This is a genomic window from Pseudomonas sp. P7758 (assembly GCF_013386485.1).
Taxonomy (GTDB): domain Bacteria; phylum Pseudomonadota; class Gammaproteobacteria; order Pseudomonadales; family Pseudomonadaceae; genus Aquipseudomonas.
Map to the genome: position 1 here is coordinate 1 of NZ_JACARS010000250.1, position 446 is coordinate 446.

Consider the following 446-nt stretch of genomic DNA (forward strand, 5'->3'; position numbering starts at 1 on the left):
GCCGCCGCCCTGCGTGACAGCGGCAAGCCGGCGCTGGTGGAAGCGTCCATGGCCAAGCTGTTTGCTTCGGAAATGGCCGAAAAGGTCTGCTCGGCAGCCTTGCAAACCCTCGGCGGTTACGGTTACCTGAGCGACTTTCCCCTGGAGCGGATCTACCGCGATGTGCGGGTCTGCCAGATTTACGAAGGCACCAGCGATATTCAACGCATGGTCATTTCACGCAATCTCTGAGGAGTCTCTATGAGTTACGAAAGCATTTTGCTGGACGTCCAGGGCCGTGTCGGGCTGATCACCCTCAATCGCCCGCAAGCGCTGAACGCCCTGAACGCACAGCTGGTCAGTGAGCTGAACCAGGCGCTGGACAGCCTGGAAGCCAACCCGGAAATCGGCTGCATCGTGCTCACCGGCTCGAAAAAAGCCTTTGCCGCCGGTGCCGACATCAAGGA

The 446-nt window shown here is 59.9% G+C and carries 2 protein-coding genes; both read left to right on the forward strand.

Annotated features, from left to right (window positions below; all coding sequences use genetic code 11):
• On the forward strand, window positions 1-231 hold a 231-nt coding region (locus HX873_RS31260), incomplete at its 5' end, for an acyl-CoA dehydrogenase family protein (protein WP_256349689.1).
• 9 nt (window positions 232-240) lie between these two features.
• The coding region (locus HX873_RS31265; protein WP_177123830.1) for an enoyl-CoA hydratase-related protein at window positions 241-446 on the forward strand (206 nt) is incomplete at its 3' end.